The organism is Streptomyces sp. DH12 (assembly GCF_020873895.1).
In the GTDB taxonomy this organism is placed as follows: domain Bacteria; phylum Actinomycetota; class Actinomycetes; order Streptomycetales; family Streptomycetaceae; genus Streptomyces.
Window position 1 is genome coordinate 1 of sequence record NZ_JAHWGT010000254.1, and the last position, 741, is coordinate 741.

2 pseudogenes are annotated in these 741 nt (G+C 72.1%); one reads left to right on the plus strand and one right to left on the minus strand.

Features of this window, described 5'->3' with window-relative positions:
- Positions 1-546 (plus strand): annotated as a pseudogene (locus tag LPA54_RS33855) (hypothetical protein); the annotation flags it as partial.
- Between the two features lie 34 nt (positions 547-580).
- Here LPA54_RS33855 and LPA54_RS33860 read toward each other — a convergent pair.
- A pseudogene (locus tag LPA54_RS33860) lies at positions 581-741 on the minus strand (phosphatase); the annotation flags it as partial.

A 741-nucleotide genomic window follows, 5' to 3' on the forward strand; every position in this document is an offset into this window, starting at 1 on the left:
GTGCTGCCGCGCACCCGCGCCATGTTCCACACCGTCGAGGCCTGGGCGCAGGCGTCCATGGGCAAGGGCCAGGCCATGCGCCGCACCCTGGGCCAGGCGGAGGACCTGTTCGTCTCCGACAAGGGCGACATGCCGCCGCCGAACTGGATGCAGCTGTTCAACGAGGCGGATCTGTACGGCATGCAGGCCCTCGCCTACCGCACGCTCGCGGAGTTCGAGCCGGACGCGGCCGTCCACGCCCAGCACTACGCGGACAAGGCGCTGGCCCTGCGGGTGGACGCCCAGCAGCGGTCGAAGATCTTCGACTTCCTGTCGATGGCCTCCGCGTGCTTCATCGCCGACGACCCCGAGCAGGCCGACCGCTTCGCGCGGCTCGCCCTGGTGTCGATGGGCCAGAACTCCTCGCGCCGCACCTGGGACCGGCTGCGCCAGATGTACCGGCTGACCGCCGAGTACGCCTCGTACCCGCGGATCAAGGAACTGCGGGAGGAGATCGAGCTGGCGCTGCCCAGACCGCGGGGCAAGGGCGGGACCGCGAGGGCCTGAGGGTCACGCGCCACCTGTCACGCGTACGCCCCCGTCAGGAGGCGACGCGCGCCACCAGCACACAGGCGTGCTCGGCACGCTCTCCTTGACCGAACTCCCGTACGACCTCCCGGACGCAGTCCTGGGCGGAACGGCCCCCGGCGAACCGGGGCGCCAGGGCGAGGAGCCGGTGGACGGCGGCCGTCCCGGTGTGCC